This window comes from Nissabacter archeti (assembly GCF_018257325.1).
Classification (GTDB): domain Bacteria; phylum Pseudomonadota; class Gammaproteobacteria; order Enterobacterales; family Enterobacteriaceae; genus Chimaeribacter; species Chimaeribacter arupi.
The window spans coordinates 161,622-178,065 of record NZ_JAERKB010000012.1 but is presented as its reverse complement, the minus strand read 5'-3'; the positions used below and the strand labels follow the sequence as shown (position 1 = coordinate 178,065).

The window sequence follows — 16,444 nt, the reverse complement described above, 5'->3', positions numbered from 1 at the left end:
TCAGGTAATGCACTCATGGGTATCCCTTTTTCTCGTCACAACGTACAGGAGACGCAGCCCTGCACTTCAGTGCCTTCCAGCGCCATCTGCCGCAGGCGGATGTAATAGATGGTTTTGATGCCTTTTTTCCAGGCGTAAATCTGCGCTTTGTTGATGTCGCGGGTGGTGGCGGTGTCGCGGAAAAACAGCGTCAGTGACAGCCCCTGGTCGACATGCTGCGTCGCTTCGGCGTAGGTATCGATGATCTTTTCCGGGCCGATTTCATAGGCATCCCGGTAGTATTCCAGGTTGTCATTGGTCATAAACGGCGCGGGGTAATAGACGCGGCCGATTTTGCCCTCTTTGCGGATCTCAATACGCGACGCAATCGGGTGGATGCTGGAGGTCGAATTATTGATATAGGAGATGGAACCGGTAGGCGGCACCGCCTGCAAATTCTGGTTATACAGCCCGTGCGCCATCACCGAGGCTTTCAGCGCCGCCCAGTCATTCACATCAGGAATGCGGATACCCGCCTGCTCAAACAGCGCCTTCACCCTGGCGGTTTTTGGCTGCCAGCGCGGCTCGAGGTATTTATCGAAATAACGGCCGCTGGCATACGCAGACAACTCAAAGCCGTCGAAGCGGGTCTGGCGCTCTATCGCCAGCTGGTTAGAGGCGCGCACCGCGTGGTACGCCACGGTATAGAAGTAGATATTGGTGAAATCCAGCGCCTCGTCTGACCCATAATGGATGCGTTCACGCGCCAGATAGCCATGCAGGTTCATCTGGCCGAGGCCAATGGCGTGCGAGCGCTGGTTCCCCTGATCCACCGACGGCACGGAGCGGATGTGGCTCATGTCGGAGACGGCCGTCAATGCGCGGACAGCGGTTTCCACTGTGGCACCGAAATCCGGTGCATCCATTGCCAGGGCGATATTCAGCGAGCCGAGGTTACAGGAGATGTCTTTGCCGATCTGCGCATACGAGAGATCCTCGTGATACGTGGTCGGGGCGTTGACCTGCAAAATCTCCGAGCAGAGGTTGCTCATGTTGATGCGGCCGTGGATCGGGTTGGCGCGGTTAACTGTGTCCTCGAACATCATGTACGGGTAACCGGATTCGAACTGGATCTCCGCCAGGATTTTGAAGAACGCGCGCGCGTCAATTTTCTGCTTACGGATGCGTTTGTCCGCCACCATCTCACGGTATTTCTCCGTGACCGACAGCTCTGACAGCGGCACGCCATACACCTGCTGCACATCGTAAGGTGAGAACAGGTACATTGGCTCGTGATTCTTCGCCAGCTCAAAAGTGATATCCGGGATCACCACCCCCAATGACAGGGTTTTGATGCGGATCTTCTCATCAGCATTTTCGCGCTTGGTATCGAGGAAGCGCAGGATGTCCGGATGGTGGGCATGGAGATAAACCGCCCCCGCGCCCTGGCGCGCACCCAGTTGGTTGGCATAGGAGAAGGCATCCTCCAGCATCTTCATGATCGGGATCACGCCGGAGGACTGGTTTTCGATGCGCTTGATCGGCGCGCCGGCCTCACGGATGTTGGTCAGCATAAAGGCCACGCCGCCGCCGCGTTTGGAGAGTTGCAGCGCCGAGTTCACCGCCCGGCCAATCGACTCCATATTGTCTTCGATGCGCAGCAGGAAACAGGAGACCAGCTCACCGCGCTGCTTTTTGCCGCTGTTGAGGAAGGTCGGGGTCGCGGGCTGGAAGCGGCCGCTGATCATCTCCTCTACCAGCCGCTGCGCCAGCGCGGTGTCACCGGCTGCCAGCGTCAGCGCCACCATACAGACGCGATCTTCATAGCGTTCCAGGTAGCGTTTGCCGTCGAAGGTTTTCAGCGTATAGCTGGTGTAGTACTTAAACGCGCCGAGGAACGTCTTGAAGCGGAACTTATGCGCGTAAGCCTGGCGGAACAGCTGCTTGATAAACGCCGGGCTGTACTGCGCCAGCACTTCCGCCTCGTAATAATTCTCTTCCACCAGATAGCGCAGCTTCTCTTCCAGATTGTGGAAAAACACCGTGTTCTGGTTAACGTGCTGAAGAAAATAGTGGCGCGCCGCCAGCCGGTCTTGTTCAAACTGAATCTGCCCCTGTTCATCAAACAGGTTCAGCATCGCGTTCAGCGCATGGTAGTCCGGGCGTGCAAGCGCCGGCTCAGTTAGTGCGAGGTCTGTCGCTGCCAAAATTCGGTCACTCCCTTCATGACGTTATCGACATCGCCCGGCGTGCCGAGCAATTCAAAGCGGTAGAGCATGGGCACCTGGCACTTTTGTGCCACGATCTGCCCGGCGATGCCGTAAGCGGCACCGAAATTAGTGTTCCCGGCCGCAATCACCCCGCGGATCAGCGCGCGGTTGTCCGGCTGGTTAAGAAAACGGATCACCTGGGGCGGCACCGCCCCGTTGACACTGCCGCCGCCGTAGCTCGGCACCACCAGGATATAGGGCTGCGTGACGCGCAACGGCGTGCGGTCCAGCGGAATGCGGATCGCCGGCAGCCCGAGCTTCACAATAAAGCGGTGGGTATTTTCCGAGCTGCTGGAGAAATAGACCAGCGGAGGCAGCAGGCTCACCTTAGTGTGCCGCCGCCAGCGTGCTGAGCAGGTCAGGGCGGAAGCCGGACCAGTGCTGGTCGCCTGCCACAATCACCGGTACCTGCTGATAACCCAGGGATCTCACATGGTTCAGGGCCGCGTCATCGGCAGTGAGGTCAATAACCTGATAGGCGATACCCTGGCGATCCAGGGCGCGGTAGGTGGCGTTGCATTGGACACAGTCCGGTTTACTGTAAATAATAATGCTCATGATTCGCATTTCCCTTTGTAAGGCTGAGACGTGGGCGTTATTCTGTCGGCCGCGTGGTGAACGGGCAGGCAGAGGGCGATGTCAGGGTTAGCGGCGCACATTAGTTTCGGGCAGGGTCCTGCGCGCGTTGCTCTGAGGAAAATACTAGATATTGATCTAAATTATTTCAACCACACAATATCTAGTGTTTGACGAAAATGCGACGCCGATAACGCGCCAGCCCGCGGCACACGCCGGGGTCAAGATGTGAGAAAAATTTTTTTGCAGGCAAAAGGGGCAGGAAAGCGCGCATGACGTTGCCGGGCAAAGCCCGGCGTAAAAGACGCGTCAGGTGTTATCAGATTCTGTGTGGGGCGATAGGGGGATAGAAGGTCAGGTCAGGCCGCCGGGGCGGCGGCCGGGTGTGCAGATTAACGGCGGGCCAGCAGGAAGCCGACAACCACCCCGACAGCGGCACCAATGCCGACGCCTTGCCACGGGTTCGTTTTCACATAGCCTTTCGCTTTGCCGGCAATTTCACGGGCGCTCGGGGCCTCATTGAGGCGGGCGCGGCTATTGCGCAGCACATTTTCCGCTTTACTGCGGATGGCCTCCGCGGCGTCCTGGCTGCGGGAACGTGACGATTGCAGCACCTCATCAAGGGTATCAGCCAGCAGGGTAACGTCCTGGTCGATTTCGCGCTCAACTTTCTCAGATTTTTTAAACATTTGCCTCTCCCTTTTGCATGATGTCCTTTAAGCATAGACCAAAATAACGCAGGCACGATAAATCCGCGCCTGCTGAACGCAGGGATGGGTTTTTTTTGCCTTTTTTGAGATAAATCAGCATGAATAGAGGCCAGAAGGCAGACATTGGCGTTACCCTCATACGATGAAGTGCCTGCAATGAAGAAAGCCTATTTCCACTACTGGGGCAAAGCCCGCACCCCACGCACCGACGGGGTAGATGCGCATAAACACCATCTTTTACCCTGGCATTGCCTGGACGTCGCAGCCTGCGGCCATCAGCTGGTGATGCAAAACCGCTTCGGCATTGCCGATAAGTTTGCGGCATTGAACATGCCCGACCGGCAACAGGCGGCCACCTTTTTTGCCTGGTTGCTGTGCTGGCACGATACAGGAAAATTTTCCCGTTATTTTCAGCAACAGTATCGCGCAGAGGGGCTGGTGGTGCCGCATAACGCCGTACACTTCTGCGGCCGCCATGATGCCCTGGGCCTGTGGCTGTGGGACGAGCACCTCTCCTGTCACCTGAACAGCCTGCTTCAGAGTGAACATGATCAGATGGCGCTCTACCGTATGCTGAACCGCTGGATGTGCCTGACGTTCGGCCATCACGGGCGGCCGGTCGGAAACCGTCACTGTGCCTCAGCGTTTCTGCCGGAAGACTGTGACGCCGCGCGGCTGTTTTTACAGGATATCCGCGCTCTGTTTCCCACCCTCACATTACCGGCAGAGTGGGGAGAAAAGCCGTGGCGCAAGCGCTTCAGCTCCCTGAGCTGGTTGATCTCCGCCGTGGTGGTGCTGGCCGACTGGATAGGCTCGAATACGCACTATTTTCCCTGTTGTTCTGATGCCATGCCGTTAGGCATTTACTGGCTGCGGGCGTGTAAACAGGCTGAGCGGGCGGTCAGTCAGCTTCCGGTGGCCGCAGAGGTTGCCCCTTTTGCCGGTATTGCGCCTCTCTTTCCCTTTATCACCACGCCCACACCGCTTCAGCAAAAAGCCTTACAACAGGACATCAGCCCGCCGGGGCCGCAGCTTTTCATTTTGGAGGATGTGACCGGGGCCGGGAAAACCGAGGCCGCGCTGATTCTGGCGCACCGCCTGATGGCAGCCGGGAAAGCACAGGGGCTGTACATCGGCCTGCCGACTACCGCGACGGCAAACGCCATGTACCAACGGATGCGCCGCGCCTGGCGGCAACTTTATCACCCCGGCAGCATCCCGAGCCTGATGCTTTCACACGGCAGCAGCCATCTGTCGGCTGAGTTTTCCCGCTCGGTGTGGCATCCGCTGGCGAACGTTGAGGGGGAGGTGGTGGAAGCGGAACATCAACAGGGGTGCGCCGCCTGGTTCGCCGACCAGCGTAAAAAATCGTTGCTGGCGGATGTCGGCGTCGGCACGCTGGATCAGGCGTTGATGGCGATCCTCCCCGTCCGGCACCAGAATTTACGCCTGCTCGGCCTGCACACTAAGTTGCTGATATGTGATGAGGTACATGCTTACGACAGTTATATGAGCACCTTGCTGGAAAAGCTGATCGACGCGCAGGCGCGCAGCGGGCAGAGCGTGATTCTGCTCTCTGCCACCTTATCTGCGCGGCAACGTGAAAAATTGGTTCAGGCTTTCCAGCGCGGTGCGCACTTCCCCCCTCAGCTCCCGCCACCCTTAACCCCAGCTGATTACCCGTGGTTTACCCAACTTACACAGCAGGGTTTTTCAGGCAGTGGCCGGGTAGAGACGCGTAACGCGGTGCAGCGCACAGTAAAAATCACCTGGCAGCATCATGAAGATGAATGCATCCATTTGATTAAAAAAGTGGCAGAGGCGGGCGGCTGTATTGGCTGGATACGCAACTCCGTTGAAGATGCGATGCATATCTATAACAGGTTACGGCACACGGTGGCGGAAGAGGATCTGCTGTTGCTGCATAGCCGCTTCGCCTTTTGTGACCGGCTGGCGATTGAGAATAAAGCCCTGCGCTGGTTCGGCAAACAACCGGCAGGCGAATTACCGGAACGCCGTGGAAAGGTGTTAATAAGCACGCAAATAATTGAAAGCTCAATAGATATAGATCTGGATTATATGATCAGCGATCTGGCCTCTATTGATTTGCTGATCCAGCGCGCCGGGCGGCTGCAACGCCATGCCCGGGATGCCAGCGGCATATTGAGCGAGCGGGAAGGGCGTCAGCCCCCTGTATTCGTGATTCTTGCGCCGCCCTGGTCACCGGAACCCGCGCCGGACTGGCTCTCATCGGCAATGCGCAATACCAGCTTTGTTTACCCCGTCCATCTCCTGTGGTTAACCCAGCGTATTTTGCAGCAGCAAGGCGAAATAAAAATGCCGGAAGCGGCGCGATTATTGATTGATGCGGTATACGGCGATGAAGTGGACGTACCGGCTGGGCTGATGCAACAGGCTGACAGTAAAGAGGGGAAAACCCTGAGCGAACGCAATGCGGCTGCACAGGCGGTTATCGACTTTTCGCACGGGTACAGCATTGCGGCATCGGATCTCTGGGAAGAGGAGACGTCTACCCGTTTAGCCGAAAAAACGATAACACTTTATCTCGCCTATCGTCGCGAAGGGGAGATCGTGCCCTATGGCGAAGGGGAACACCCGTGGGATATGAGCCGGATAAACGTGCGGGAAAGCTGGTGGAAACAAAATAATCACGCTTTTACGTTATTAAGTAGTACGGAATTGGAATGTTGGGAAAAAGAGCATTGCCGGCCAAATGCACAAGTTATTATTCTTCCGGATGATATATCAACTTGCAATTATTCATCAGGCGTGGGGTTAAAGAGTGCAGGATAAATAAAATCTTATTTAATAAAAAACGGAGCCAGAAAATCTGGCTCCGGATATCCCCGCTTACGTGGGGAACGGATTAAATCACTCTGGTTGTTGGTCTATCCCCGTTCATACAGGGAAACTTAATAGAAGTACTATATTCTCTATGAGTTCGCAAGGAGAGTGGCTGAAAATTACTGTGCAAAATTGTACAGTAATTTTCATGACTTTCTTGTTGTCATAATAATATTTACAGATTAGCATTGGCTCATCTTATGGTCTCGCGCGATAAATTAAAGAAATCCATAGGATATCAGCCCTGTATTTCATTTATATCTTGAATTTTTAAATTAAAGCGGGGCCCATTCTTTTCAGAACTAAGGAAAGAAAAATTATCCCTGCATGTTTATCTAATATCAAAAAGTTATATTTTAATTTTCGTTTCACCCTCGGTAAATATTGTGCATTGAAGTTTCATTTGGCTGTAGTCCTAAAAGGATAGCAGGGGCTGTGCCACGGATGGCACTAAATAAGTAATTTAAGGAACTCACCACCCTTTATCACGGAGGTTCTTATCGTGTGGTCACTATTAACAACAGCCTGGCTTCCCGCCCGGTTTAAAGATGGGCGGCTGGGGAAAATTGCGCCCAGTCAATTAGCAGACAAAAACATTATCGATATTGCCGCCCCGCGTGCTGACCTGCAGGGCGCGGCCTGGCAATTCCTGATTGGCCTGCTGCAAACCGCGCGGCCGCCGGAGGATAGCGAGGAATGGGAGGACATCTGGCACGACGGGCTGACAGAGCAGCAGGTCACCGAAGCATTTGCCCGGCTTGAGCACGCGTTTCAGTTTGGCCCGGCGTCACCCTCGTTTATGCAGGATATTGAGCCACTCAAGGGCGATCCCATCGCCATCGGCCAGCTGCTGGTAGAGGCACCCGGCGCACAAACCACGAAGTTCAACAAAGATCACTTTGTAAAACGCGGCACGCTGGAAAAGCTCTGCCCGCACTGTGCCGCGCTGGCGCTGTTTGCCCTGCAAACCAATGCGCCGTCCGGCGGCCAGGGCTACCGCACCGGGTTACGCGGCGGCGGCCCCATCACCACCTTGCTGGAGCTGAAACACACAGACGCCACCCGTGATTATCCGTTATGGCGCAAACTCTGGCTGAATGTGATGCCGCAGCCGCAGGATGAAACCCCCGCCTATGATGCCCGCATTTTTCCGTGGCTTGCGCCAACCCGCACCAGTGAAAAAGCCAGCGGCATCACTACCCCTACAGACAGCCATGTGTTACAGGCCTATTGGGGGATGCCGCGCCGTTTCCGCATTGACTTTGCCAACACAGTGGAAGGCGATTGTGACCTGTGCGGCGAGCACCATCCGGCGCTGTTGCAACAGATCACCGCCAAAAACTATGGCGTGCAATATGTCGGCTGGCGACACCCGCTGACGCCATATCGCAGGCCGAAAAAAGAGGGCGGGGAGCTGTTCTCCCTGAAAGGCCAGCCGGGCGGCCTCGTCTACCGTGACTGGCTGGGGCTGATGCATACAACCCACAGCGAGAATAACGAGGAGTACCCGGCAGAAGTCGTGACCGCCTATCAGTCCCATAAATTGCGGGAACCGGGTATCCGGGTAGGGTTATGGGGGTTTGGTTATGACTTCGACAATATGAAAGCGCGCTGCTGGTATGAGCACCATACGCCGCTGTTAATGTTGACGGATGAGCAATGGCAACAGCTTCAGGCACCGATACAACGCGCCGTGGCGAATGCGACCCGCCAGCTGAGCTTCCTGAAAAGCGCGTTAAAAGAGGCCTGGTTCGATAACCCTAAAGAGGCGCGCGGGGATTTCAGCTTTATTGATGTCGATTTCTGGCACCAGACCGAACCCTGCTTTACAGAACTCCTCGACAACATAACCTCTGATGCCGATAGCCCCCTCACCACGAAACAGCGCGAGGAAATCACTGTTCAGGAAAAGGCGTGGCAACGTTATTTACGCCGCTTTGCCATGAACTATTTCGATGAGCATGTGTTCACCCACCCGGAACAAAATAAACTTAGCCGCATAATGAAGGCCAGAAAAAAATACTTTGTTCTTGAAAAGAAACCTTCCACCGGTAAGAAAAAGCAGGAGGCGACAGCATGAGCTATTTAAATGATGGGCAAAGGCAGGCATTACTGAGCTGGCATGACGCAGTAAATGACAGCAAAGGGCGGCGGCTGCGCGCTTCATTACGGCGATGCAGTGATATTCATCAGGTTTGCCAGGCTGAAGGTTTCCGCTCCCTGCTATATAAAAATGATCTGCCTGCATTATGGAACCATGAACAGGAACCCTGGCGGTTTAGCGCTATGGCAATATTAGCGGCGACAGTAGCGCATGTGAAAACCAATAATGAACGAGAACATTTTGCGGCGCAATTAGGTGTTGAGAAAAAAGGGCGGATTGTGATGTCTGAGTTGCGTTTTTCCCGCCTGAGCGGCGCGAAAACGCATGATGAACTGCTGAGGCAATTGCGCCGCGCCGTCAAATTATGTGAAGGCGTGGTGAATATTCCCGATTTGGCCGAAGGTATATTCCGCTGGTGCCGGGAAGAGAGCGATCACTACGTAAAATTAAAGCCCACGGAATATATCCGCATTCGCTGGGCAATGGAGTATTACCAGGCGGTCACCCCTGAAGATGACCAATTGGAATTTGACCAGACTGCACACCCCGTTAATGAATATTAAAAGGACTTCGATGATGACGACATTTATCCAACTCCATCTGTTGATCGCCTACCCGGCCGCTAACCTGAACCGGGATGATACCGGCGCGCCGAAAACCGTGATGATGGGCGGCAGCGAACGCCTGCGCGTCTCTTCCCAAAGCCTGAAACGCGCCTGGCGCACTTCCGATCTGTTTGAAGAGGCGATGGCCGGGCACATCGGCAAGCGCACTGCCCGCATCGGGCGCGAAGCCGCAAACATCATGATGGCGCGTGGTGTCGGTGAGAAAAAAGCGGCGGAGTGGGGCACCAAAATCGCCAACTATTTCGGTAAAGCCAAAAGTGCCAAAGAAAAAGATCTGAAAGACGATCCGTTGTTAAACACCGATACCGAACAGCTGGTACACATTAGCCCGTTTGAATGGCAGCAGGTGGAACAACTGGCTGAACGCCTGGGCGAGGAAAAACGCGAACCCACCGCCGATGAGCTGAGTTTATTAACCGCGCAGCGGATGGCGGTGGACATCTCCCTGTTTGGCCGCATGTTGGCCTCGTCGCCGGAATTTAATGTTGAAGCGGCCTGCCAGGTGGCACACGCCGTCGGCGTCAGCACCACAGTGGTAGAGGACGACTTTTTCACTGCGGTAGACGACCTGCGGCAAGACAGCGGGGAGACCGGCGCCGGGCATGTGGGGGAGCAGGGCTTCGGTGCGGCACTGTTCTACACCTACATCTGCATTGATCGGGACCAGTTGCTGAAAAACCTTAATAACGACGAAGCACTCACCCAGCGCGCGCTGCGGGCCTTAACCGAATGTACCCTGAAAGTCTCGCCGACCGGCAAACAGAACAGCTTCGCCTCCCGCGCTTATGCCTCCTGGGCACTGGCGGAAAAAGGCGCCGAACAGCCCCGCACGCTGGCGGCCGCCTTCTACAAACCGGTGTATGGCGATGACCACATTACGCAGGCGATTTCGCGCATCACCGCGCTGCGTGAAAATCTGGATAAGGTCTATCAGTGCCGGAGCAATCAGGTTACGGAACTCAACGCCATGACCGGGGAAGGCTCGCTGGAAGACTTCCTCGGTTTTGTCAGCGCATAAGGAGAGGCCATGAGTGAATATCTGGTCTTTCAGCTTCAGGGGCCGATGGCTTCCTGGGGCGAACCGGCACCGGGCGAGGTTCGGCATACGCACCCGTTGCCGTCGCGCTCTGCGCTGCTGGGGTTATTGGCTGCCGCACTCGGCATCCGCCGGGACGAGGAGCAACGGCTGGCGGAATTCAACCGGCACTACCAGTTTTTGGTCTGCGCCAATGCGAAAAGCCGCTGGATGCGTGACTACCATACGGTGCAGGTGCCGAAAGAGAGCCGTAAAGCGCGCTATTTCACCCGGCGTGATGAGCTTCGCCGCGACCCGCTACTGTTGCAAACCACGATCTCGCGCCGTGATTTTTATTGTGACGGTTACTGGCTGGTGGTGGTGGCGATGACAGAAGGCGCGCCTTATGCCTTAACGGCGTTGCAACAGGCGCTGAGGCAGCCGGTATTTCCGCTTTTCCTCGGCCGCAAGAGCCACCCGCTCGCGCTGCCGCTCTGGCCGCACTGTTTTCGCGGCGGCATTGAAGAGGTGCTGACACAGGCGCAGAGCCACTATCGCCTGGCCCTGAAGGATCTGAAGGTGATGGCGGGTTTCATTACCGAATTACAGCCCTGGTGCTGGTGGGAGGGCGACTATCCGGGCTTAATCGTCACCGCAGTGACCCAGCGCCGCGACCAGCCGCTGAGCCGCCGCCGTTGGCAATTTGCCGAACGGATGGTGAAGAAAAGCCATCTGCCGGAGGAGACGCCATGTATTTCTCAAGAATAACGGTGCCGGTAGGCGCGTTTGCGCCGCAGCAACTGTTTCAGCTCGCCCGCGCCGGTGAATATGTGTTTCATCAATGGCTCTGGGAGCTGTTCCCGCATCAGCAGCAGCGTGATTTTATCTACCGCCGGGAGGAGCGACGCGGCGCGCTGCGCTTTTATCTGCTGTCACACAACCGGCCGGTCATGACGCACCCTTTGCTGCAGGTGGAGTGCAAACCCTTCACGCCGCACCTTGAAGCCGGGATGCAGCTTGGTTTTTCCCTGCGGGCGAACCCGGTTATCTGTCGGCAGGGGAAAAGGCATGACCTGCTGATGCATACCAAACACCGGCTGCGCAACGACGTGAAGCCGGAGGCGATGTGGGCGCATCAGGAGCGTGCCGCGCAGGAATGGCTGGCGAGTCAGGGCGCGCAGGCCGGGTTCACGCCGCAACCGGGGGCGGTGTCCGTGATGAGCTACCAGCAGCAACAGGTCGTGCGCCCTAAATCACGCAGCCTGGTACAGTTCAGCACTGTGGATTTCAGCGGCGTGCTGACGGTGGATGACCCCGCGCGATTTACCGGGCAATTGGCAAAAGGCTTCGGCAAAAGCCGGGCATTTGGCTGCGGGCTGATGCTGATTAAGCCTGCGAAGGGGGAAGTGTGAGTTATGTTCCACTGAATCCTATTCCATTGAAAAATCGTACCTCCATGATCTTTTTGCAATACGGACAACTGGACGTATTGGACGGCGCATTTGTATTAATCGATAAAACCGGTGTGCGCACCCACATCCCGGTCGGGGCGGTAGCCTGCATTATGCTGGAACCAGGGACGCGGGTTTCCCACGCAGCCGTCCGGTTAGCGGCCACCGTAGGCACGCTGCTGGTGTGGGTGGGGGAGGCGGGTGTCAGGCTCTATTCCGCGGGCCAACCGGGCGGCGCGCGCGCTGATAAATTGCTCTACCAGGCCAAACTGGCCTTGGATGAGGAGTTACGGCTGAAAGTGGTGCGCAAAATGTACGAACTGCGTTTTGGTGAGCCACCACCCAGTCGCCGTTCAGTGGAGCAACTGCGCGGTATTGAAGGCGCGCGCGTGAAACAGACCTATACGCTATTGGCACGGCGCTATGGGGTAACGTGGAACGGGCGTAATTACGATCCTAAAGACTGGGAAAAGGGGGATATGGTTAACCGCTGTATCAGCGCAGCGACGTCATGTTTGTACGGCATTTCGGAGGCGGCGATACTGGCCGCGGGTTATGCGCCGGCGATCGGTTTTATCCATAGCGGTAAACCACTTTCATTTGTCTACGATATTGCCGACATCATTAAATTTGATGCCATCGTCCCAAAAGCCTTTGAAATTGCGTCAACATCGCCTTTGAAGCCTGATCAGGAAGTACGCCTGGCGTGCCGGGATATTTTTCGCAGTGATAAATTGACCGGCAAGCTCATTCCTTTAATTGAGGAAGTGCTTGCTGCCGGGGATATTCTGCCACCCCAACCGGCCCCGGATATGCTGCCGCCGGCAATTCCGGAGCCGGAGACACTCGCAGACAGTGGGCATCGGGGGCATTAATCGTGAGCATGTTAATTGTGGTCACAGAGAATGTTCCTCCACGTTTGCGCGGCCGGTTGGCTGTCTGGTTACTGGAGGTACGTGCAGGGGTTTATATCGGCGACACTTCACGGCGAATACGCGAAATGATCTGGCAGCAAATCGACATATTGGCAGAGGAGGGCAATGTCGTCATGGCGTGGGCGACTAACACAGAATCGGGTTTTGATTTTCAAACGTATGGCGTTAACCGACGGATTCCGGTGGAATATGACGGGCTAAGGCTGGTTTCATTTCTGCCCATTGAAAATCAATAATTTAACGCTATCGCCAAGGGTTAAAATTTAAGCAAAAAATCGGTGTTTTTTTAGAGAGGTAAAAACTCCTTTTAGAACAATTATCTACTTTTAGAGTGTTCCCCGCGAGAGCGGGGCTAAACCGTGCCGCCAGCCACCGCCGGGCTGGCGCGGCGTGTGTTCCCCGCGAGAGCGGGGCTAAACCGAGGTTGACACCGCAAACGGTCTTGGCATCGATGTGTTCCCCGCGAGAGCGGGGCTAAACCGGCCACAGCCACAACCGAGACAGACAAGACAATGTGTTCCCCGCGAGAGCGGGGCTAAACCGAGATTACAACAGGGAGGTTGGACGCCGCGCAGGTGTTCCCCGCGAGAGCGGGGCTAAACCGTCACGCCCGCCGCCGCAGCGGTATTTCGTGACGTGTTCCCCGCGAGAGCGGGGCTAAACCGGTGTCGTTGGCTTCATACGGTGCCAACGCGGCGTGTTCCCCGCGAGAGCGGGGCTAAACCGCTGAAATTGATAGTTATATTGCAGATAAATTAGTGTTCCCCGCGAGAGCGGGGCTAAACCGTATAAAGATAAAATAGTTTATGAAGAAGAATCGTGTTCCCCGCGAGAGCGGGGCTAAACCGGCAAACATCGTCAGCCACAGAGACCCACGATAGTGTTCCCCGCGAGAGCGGGGCTAAACCGACTGCATATATAAATCGGCAACATCCTTACCCGTGTTCCCCGCGAGAGCGGGGCTAAACCGCCGTAATCCTGACGTGGGAACGGTCGATAATTGTGTTCCCCGCGAGAGCGGGGCTAAACCGCCCCTTCGGTGCAGTAGGTGATCGCCTTTGGGGTGTTCCCCGCGAGAGCGGGGCTAAACCGGTCAAAGACGACGACGGCCGCGCGCTAAACGTGTGTTCCCCGCGAGAGCGGGGCTAAACCGGCCTGGTAATCCGAGGCATCCGCCTGATTCATGTGTTCCCCGCGAAAGCGGGGCTAAACCGTGAACGCGCATTGAAGACCTTGCGCACGTCATGTGTTCCCCGCGAGAGCGGGGCTAAACCGACTCACGTCCGCAACCTGGAAGGGCTGGCAAAGTGTTCCCCGCGAGAGCGGGGCTAAACCGGAGAATCTGAAATATGGGAATTGCACAGCATAGTGTTCCCCGCGAGAGCGGGGCTAAACCGGCCGGTTGCCGTCCGGGAAGATCCTCCCACTGGTGTTCCCCGCGAGAGCGGGGCTAAACCGGGGTTGGTGCGGGCGCGTCAGTTGGTTGCGGAGTGTTCCCCGCGAGAGCGGGGCTAAACCGTACTGCCGCAGCCAGGCCGGCGGATTTTGTGTGTGTTCCCCGCGAGAGCGGGGCTAAACCGCAAAACAGCGGGAATTTCTGGACGCTGGAGCCGTGTTCCCCGCGAGAGCGGGGCTAAACCGGTATCACGCGTAACGACAAGGTGTGTATTGAAGTGTTCCCCGCGAGAGCGGGGCTAAACCGGGTTGAGGCGTAGTGTCCACGTCTAACAGAGCATGTTCCCCGCTTATGCGGGGCCAAACTACACCTGTCCCCGCTTTGTACATTTCGTTACGCAGCGACACCAATCACTCACGGAGCGCTGACCCTAAACTGCGTAGACTCTCCTCACCGGCCTACTTCAGGCTGACTCCAACACGCTGAGGAATATTATGAAAAAGATCGTCGCTATGATTGTTGCCGCTACCCTGGGTATGTCCTCTGTAGCGTTTGCTGCGGAAACCGCTAACCCTGCACCGGCGGCTGCCGCTGCAACCACCACCACGGCACCGGCGGCCAGCGCACCGGCTGCGAAAACCGTGCACCATAAAAAACATAAGAAAGCCGTTGCCCAGAAAGCCCAGGCCGCGAAAAAAACACACAAGAAAGTGACCCATAAAGCGCCGGCTGCCCAGAAAGCCCAGGCCGCGAAAAAAGCACACAAGAAAGTGACGCACAAAGCCCCGGTTGCCCAGAAAGCCCAGGCAGCGAAAAAGACCCACAAAAAAGTGACCCATAAAAAAGCAGCGGCCCATACCGCAGCGTAAGGGTTAACGACGGAAGGCGGCGCAGCCCGCCTGCCGGAAAACATATGCTGACGCCCGTCTTGTACGGGCGTTTTTTTAGCCTCAGGGCGGTGGCTGTCATGTTGAAACGCTATCGGTTTGAAGTGATTTTTGCCGTGGTCACCCTGTGTGGCCTGGTGGTGGCCTGGGCGCTGTTTCTGGCTGATGGGCTGATCTGAACCGGTGCAGCCTTAGCGGCCCGCCGGTTAACGCGATAAATTTTCTCACGTTTTTAACGTACCCTGTTCTCCCTTCAGGCGCTATGCTGTTAACTTCCCTCATCTTTTCAGCTCAGGCCCGACCATGCCCGTTAGCCCCGCACGCCAAAACCTGCAACTCAATACACGCATCCTGTCGATCGTGGTGTTCACCTTTGTCTGTTACCTCACCATCGGATTGCCGCTGGCAGTGCTGCCGGGGTTCGTCCACCACACGCTGGGGTATAACTCGGTACTGGCTGGGCTTGTGATCAGCGCCCAATATTTTGCTACGCTGGTCAGCCGCCCCCACGCCGGGCGCTACGCCGATATGCTGGGGCCGAAAAGGGTTGTGCTGTTCGGGCTGACCTGCTGCGGCATGAGCGGCATCTTCTATGCCCTGGCCTGGTGGAATACCGCCCAGCCGCTGTTGAGCCTGAGCCTGCTGTGCATCGGCCGGGTGCTGCTCGGCGTCGGGGAGAGTTTTGCCAGCACCGGCTCGACGTTGTGGGGCATTGGCGCGGTGGGGTCAATGCATACTGCCCGCGTGATCTCCTGGAATGGCGTCGCCACCTATGGGGCGATGGCGGTAGGGGCGCCGTTGGGTGTCTGGCTCAATCAGCAGTGGGGGCTGGCAGGCGTTGCCTCGGTCATTGTGCTGGCGGTGGCGGCCGCGATGCTGCTCGCCGGACGCAAAGCGCCTGTTTCCGTGGTGGCCGGTAACCGTATCGCATTCGGCGCGGTGGTCGGGCGGATCTGGCTCTACGGCCTTGGGCTGGGGTTCGGCACCATTGGCTTTGGCGTTATCGCCACCTTTATCACCCTGTATTACGGCGACCGGGGCTGGGAAGGGGCAGCCTTCTCCCTGACCCTGTTCAGCCTCGGTTTCGTCGGCATCCGGCTTATCTTCAGCAATAACATTAACCGTTACGGCGGCCTTAAGGTGTCGCTGGTCTCTTTCCTGTTTGAAATCGGCGGGTTGCTGCTGATTTGGGGGGCGTCCACCCCGCTGATGGTGGAGTGCGGCGCGTTCCTGACCGGTGCCGGGTTCTCGCTGGTGTTCCCGGCGCTGGGCGTCGAGGCGGTGAAACAGGTGCCGGTGCAGAACCAGGGCACCGCGCTCGGCCTCTACTCCGCGTTTCTCGATCTCGGGTTAGGGCTGACCGGGCCGGTGGCCGGGCTGATTATCAACCACGCCGGGATCACCTCCATCTATCTGGTGGCGGCGCTGACCGTCGGCATCGCGTGGCTGATTACGCTGAAATTGCAGCTTAGCCGCCGTCTTCCGCCGGAAACCGGGATAAACTGAGAAAAAGGGCGCAAAAAGCTGCGCCGGCGCGGGTTATTTCATCAAGCGGGTGGAGAATATTCCGAAATCATCCAGAATGCAGGATAAAGACATTGTCTGATCGGGCTAATACGGTAAGGTCGCT

15 protein-coding genes and 1 CRISPR repeat array are annotated in these 16,444 nt (G+C 56.7%); of the genes, 11 read left to right on the top strand and 4 right to left on the bottom strand.

The window, feature by feature from the left end:
- Positions 1–35: 35 nt before the first annotated feature.
- The 4 genes from nrdE to JK232_RS17435 all read right to left on the bottom strand — a co-directional run bounded on the left by nrdE (position 36) and on the right by JK232_RS17435 (position 3,514).
- Complete coding sequence (nrdE, locus tag JK232_RS17450; protein WP_072930105.1) at positions 36–2,186, bottom strand: class 1b ribonucleoside-diphosphate reductase subunit alpha; 2,151 nt, start codon at positions 2,184–2,186, stop codon at positions 36–38.
- The gene (gene nrdI / locus JK232_RS17445) at positions 2,162–2,566 is read right to left on the bottom strand and encodes a class Ib ribonucleoside-diphosphate reductase assembly flavoprotein NrdI (protein WP_101829088.1); all 405 of its coding nucleotides are present in this window, start codon (positions 2,564–2,566) and stop codon (positions 2,162–2,164) included. The genes nrdE and nrdI overlap by 25 nt, the downstream gene beginning before the upstream one ends.
- Positions 2,567–2,576: 10 nt before the next feature.
- A complete protein-coding gene (nrdH, locus tag JK232_RS17440) occupies positions 2,577–2,807 on the bottom strand; it encodes a glutaredoxin-like protein NrdH (protein ID WP_072930107.1) in 231 nt (76 codons plus the stop codon).
- Between the two features lie 410 nt (positions 2,808–3,217).
- Positions 3,218–3,514: an ElaB/YgaM/YqjD family protein gene (locus JK232_RS17435; RefSeq protein ID WP_072930110.1), complete on the bottom strand. Its 297-nt coding sequence runs from the start codon at positions 3,512–3,514 to the stop codon at positions 3,218–3,220.
- 177 nt (positions 3,515–3,691) lie between these two features.
- Between JK232_RS17435 and cas3 the strand changes: the two genes are divergently transcribed.
- The 11 genes from cas3 to JK232_RS17385 all read left to right on the top strand — a co-directional run bounded on the left by cas3 (position 3,692) and on the right by JK232_RS17385 (position 16,320).
- On the top strand, positions 3,692–6,349 hold the full coding sequence (gene cas3, locus JK232_RS17430; RefSeq protein ID WP_212589455.1) for a CRISPR-associated helicase Cas3': 2,658 nt from the start codon (positions 3,692–3,694) through the stop codon (positions 6,347–6,349).
- A gap of 553 nt (positions 6,350–6,902) precedes the next feature.
- Complete coding sequence (gene casA, locus JK232_RS17425) at positions 6,903–8,480, top strand: type I-E CRISPR-associated protein Cse1/CasA (protein ID WP_212589454.1); 1,578 nt, start codon at positions 6,903–6,905, stop codon at positions 8,478–8,480.
- Positions 8,477–9,067 (top strand): type I-E CRISPR-associated protein Cse2/CasB, encoded by a 591-nt coding sequence (gene casB, locus JK232_RS17420; protein ID WP_212589453.1) that lies wholly within the window; start codon positions 8,477–8,479, stop codon positions 9,065–9,067. Before casA ends, casB begins: the two co-directional genes overlap by 4 nt.
- A gap of 13 nt (positions 9,068–9,080) precedes the next feature.
- Positions 9,081–10,148 carry a type I-E CRISPR-associated protein Cas7/Cse4/CasC gene (cas7e, locus tag JK232_RS17415; RefSeq protein WP_212589463.1) on the top strand — a complete coding sequence of 356 codons (1,068 nt, stop codon included), beginning with the start codon at positions 9,081–9,083 and terminating at the stop codon, positions 10,146–10,148.
- 9 nt (positions 10,149–10,157) lie between these two features.
- Positions 10,158–10,913: a type I-E CRISPR-associated protein Cas5/CasD gene (cas5e, locus tag JK232_RS17410; RefSeq protein ID WP_212589452.1), complete on the top strand. Its 756-nt coding sequence runs from the start codon at positions 10,158–10,160 to the stop codon at positions 10,911–10,913.
- Positions 10,895–11,557 (top strand): type I-E CRISPR-associated protein Cas6/Cse3/CasE, encoded by a 663-nt coding sequence (gene cas6e / locus JK232_RS17405; protein ID WP_212589451.1) that lies wholly within the window; start codon positions 10,895–10,897, stop codon positions 11,555–11,557. The genes cas5e and cas6e overlap by 19 nt, the downstream gene beginning before the upstream one ends.
- Complete coding sequence (cas1e, locus tag JK232_RS17400) at positions 11,554–12,471, top strand: type I-E CRISPR-associated endonuclease Cas1e (RefSeq protein WP_212589450.1); 918 nt, start codon at positions 11,554–11,556, stop codon at positions 12,469–12,471. Before cas6e ends, cas1e begins: the two co-directional genes overlap by 4 nt.
- A gap of 2 nt (positions 12,472–12,473) precedes the next feature.
- Positions 12,474–12,767, top strand: coding sequence for a type I-E CRISPR-associated endoribonuclease Cas2e (cas2e, locus tag JK232_RS17395; protein WP_072930127.1), 294 nt, complete (start codon positions 12,474–12,476; stop codon positions 12,765–12,767).
- Positions 12,768–12,862: 95 nt separating this feature from the next.
- A CRISPR array of direct repeats spans positions 12,863–14,233; the repeat unit is 29 nt; unit sequence GTGTTCCCCGCGAGAGCGGGGCTAAACCG.
- Positions 14,234–14,421: 188 nt separating this feature from the next.
- Positions 14,422–14,796: an acid resistance repetitive basic protein Asr gene (asr, locus tag JK232_RS17390; protein ID WP_212589449.1), complete on the top strand. Its 375-nt coding sequence runs from the start codon at positions 14,422–14,424 to the stop codon at positions 14,794–14,796.
- A gap of 98 nt (positions 14,797–14,894) precedes the next feature.
- On the top strand, positions 14,895–14,993 hold the full coding sequence (gene ydgU / locus JK232_RS23125; protein WP_455423857.1) for a small membrane protein YdgU: 99 nt from the start codon (positions 14,895–14,897) through the stop codon (positions 14,991–14,993).
- Between the two features lie 124 nt (positions 14,994–15,117).
- Positions 15,118–16,320 carry an MFS transporter gene (locus JK232_RS17385; RefSeq protein WP_212589448.1) on the top strand — a complete coding sequence of 401 codons (1,203 nt, stop codon included), beginning with the start codon at positions 15,118–15,120 and terminating at the stop codon, positions 16,318–16,320.
- The last annotated feature ends 124 nt before the right edge of the window (positions 16,321–16,444 follow it).

Excerpts from the sequence above, each read along its gene's own strand:
- nrdH (WP_072930107.1), bottom strand. The coding sequence starts at position 2,807 with ATGAGCATTATTATTTACAGTAAACCGGACTGTGTCCAATGCAACGCC.
- asr (WP_212589449.1), top strand. The coding sequence starts at position 14,422 with ATGAAAAAGATCGTCGCTATGATTGTTGCCGCTACCCTGGGTATGTCC.
- cas6e (WP_212589451.1), top strand. The coding sequence starts at position 10,895 with ATGTATTTCTCAAGAATAACGGTGCCGGTAGGCGCGTTTGCGCCGCAG.
- cas3 (WP_212589455.1), top strand. The coding sequence starts at position 3,692 with ATGAAGAAAGCCTATTTCCACTACTGGGGCAAAGCCCGCACCCCACGC.
- cas5e (WP_212589452.1), top strand. The coding sequence starts at position 10,158 with ATGAGTGAATATCTGGTCTTTCAGCTTCAGGGGCCGATGGCTTCCTGG.
- casB (WP_212589453.1), top strand. The coding sequence starts at position 8,477 with ATGAGCTATTTAAATGATGGGCAAAGGCAGGCATTACTGAGCTGGCAT.
- cas7e (WP_212589463.1), top strand. The coding sequence starts at position 9,081 with ATGACGACATTTATCCAACTCCATCTGTTGATCGCCTACCCGGCCGCT.
- JK232_RS17435 (WP_072930110.1), bottom strand. The coding sequence starts at position 3,514 with ATGTTTAAAAAATCTGAGAAAGTTGAGCGCGAAATCGACCAGGACGTT.
- ydgU (WP_455423857.1), top strand. The coding sequence starts at position 14,895 with ATGTTGAAACGCTATCGGTTTGAAGTGATTTTTGCCGTGGTCACCCTG.
- JK232_RS17385 (WP_212589448.1), top strand. The coding sequence starts at position 15,118 with ATGCCCGTTAGCCCCGCACGCCAAAACCTGCAACTCAATACACGCATC.